1 protein-coding gene and 1 pseudogene are annotated in these 2,108 nt (G+C 48.9%); both read left to right on the forward strand.

The annotated features are described in order from the left end of the window. The first annotated feature begins 135 nt into the window (after positions 1 to 135). Entirely contained in the window at positions 136 to 357 is a 222-nt protein-coding gene (locus AC0QT4_RS08905; protein WP_473201318.1) for a prefoldin domain-containing protein, read from the forward strand. Between the two features lie 30 nt (positions 358 to 387). Next, positions 388 to 2,108 (forward strand): annotated as a pseudogene (locus AC0QT4_RS08910) (hypothetical protein); the annotation flags it as partial.

Genomic DNA, 2,108 nt, shown 5'->3' on the forward strand with positions numbered 1-2,108 from the left:
TTCCACTCCTATCACAGAAGGACTAGAGGATCGAGCGCATCATGAACACCGTCTTTTAGCGGAAAGTTATGGTGGAGCAGAAACGCGTCCGATCAATGTTTCGGTTGTTTTTGGTATTAAGACATGAGGTTATCGATGTTATCCAAACCGTTTGCGATTTCAGGCATCAGTGACCCGTCTCAGTTACGGGTTGTTTTTTATACAGGTCAGCATTTTGTTCATGCGCCACTTTCTGAGCTTTTAGAATTGTTGAGGGTCTCTTTGCGTTCAGAATTTGAGGGTTCAATCCAATCACTAGAAGAACGGATAGGTGTTTTAAGGAGTGAGCTAGAAGAGCTGAAAGAGTGTTTATTTTAAAGATAGAGCTAGAATTGATGGAGCAAGATTATGGGGATCCCGTACCATACGCATGAGTATTATCTACCCGCGGCGACGAAAGAAGAGATAAGAGAGGGTCGATCAGTCACTACGGTCGTTGTGCCGAAGTTATTAGGAACGGCTTCCCTTTATGCCTATGAAGCTTTTGCGACGGCGGAGCAGCTAGTTCAGGTTAGGCAAGGATCGGAGCAAGCGACGGCGCACGCCAATGGAGCGTATCAAAAGGCGGAAGAAGCGAAGGGAATAGCGGATCGGGCTCTGAAGCAGCTTACGCAAAGTGGTGCCACAATCACGACGGCGCTTACCACGGCTACCGAAGCAAAGGAAGGCGTGAGATCAGCGACAACGACAGCAAATGAGGCGAAATCGACAGCCGATCAAGCCTTGGCAGCAAGCGGTGATGCGAAGAGTAGTGCAGAGACAGCGGTTAAGAGTTCTCGGAGTGCCTATGAAACGGCTTCGAGAGTAGAGGCGGAAGCCGCATCAGCCAAGAGTATAGCCGAAGAAGCCAAACAGTTTTCAGGGGAATCGAAGAGGCAATCGGAGAATGCGGAGGTTTTAGCCCAACAAGCCAAGAGTGCATCTGAAGAAGCCAAGCAAGGAGTAGAAACAATTAAGGCAGAAGTTTCAGGAGCTGTTTCTGTTGCAAAGGAAGCCAAACAAGCTTCAGAAGGTGCCGTGAGGGTAGTCAATGAAGCGAAAGTTATAGCAGAAAGAGCTGTAACAGCATCCAATGAAGCGAAGGCAACTGCTGTTGAGGCAAAGGATGTAGCAGAGCAGGGTAAAGGAACTTCAGAAACGGCGATGTCTACAGCGAATGCAGCCAAGGTTACATCTGAAGCAGCCAAGCAAGAGGCAGAAACAGCAACGGCGAAAGCAGATCAAGCGCAACAGATTGCAGATGAAGCGAGGCGAGTAGCCAATGAAGTGAAAGCAGCAACAGAGCAGGCGGTGAGTGTTGAGAGACAAGCGGTGCATGCACTTGATGCGTCTTTTAAGGGTTTAGTAGAAGAGGCAAAACAGAAGGCAGAAACAGCACAGACGTTAGCGCAAGAAGCCAAGAGTAAAGCAGAAGAAGCACAACAGGTATCCAGTGATGCGAAGTCATTAGCCGATGAGACAAAAGGGATTGCGGAAGCAAGCAAGAAAACGTCAGATCATCTCAAGGAAATTGTTGAAACTGTTAAGAGTGCATCCGAAACAGCGACAGCGAGCAGTACGGAAGCCCTCACAACAGCGAAAGATGCCAAAAGCACAGCAGATACAGCCTCTAGTGTAGCAGGTGAAGCAAAGGAAACAGCGTCGAGTGCGCTGTCTTTAGCCAATGGTCTTCAGCAATCGACTGAACAGGTTAAGAATACAGCGGAAGCAGCCAAAAGGACGGCAGAAGGTGCGGAGCAAAAGGTTTTAACAGTTGAAACGCTAGCCTCTGAAGCGAAGATGAAATCTGTTGAAGCCAAACAATCAGCTGATGGAGCGAGGGAAACCGCCAATCGAGCGGAGCAGACGGCAAGAGAAGCCAAGCAATCTTGTAATGCAGCGCTCAGTGCAGCGACGGATGCCAAGAATGCGTTGACGGCATCTTCAAGCTTGATTGATAATGTAAAGCAAACAGCGGATGAAGCCAAGCAAGGGGTTTCTGATGTGAAAGTTATAGCACAAACAGCAGCCTCTACCGCCAATGGAGCGAAGGGTGTAGCAGAAGAAGCCAAAAGCGCGGCGGAAACAGC

This window comes from Bartonella sp. EBT8 (assembly GCF_055796165.1).

Bases quoted from the DNA above. Each gene is read 5' to 3' on its own strand.
- AC0QT4_RS08905 (WP_473201318.1), top strand. From the start codon at position 136: ATGTTATCCAAACCGTTTGCGATTTCAGGCATCAGTGACCCGTCTCAG.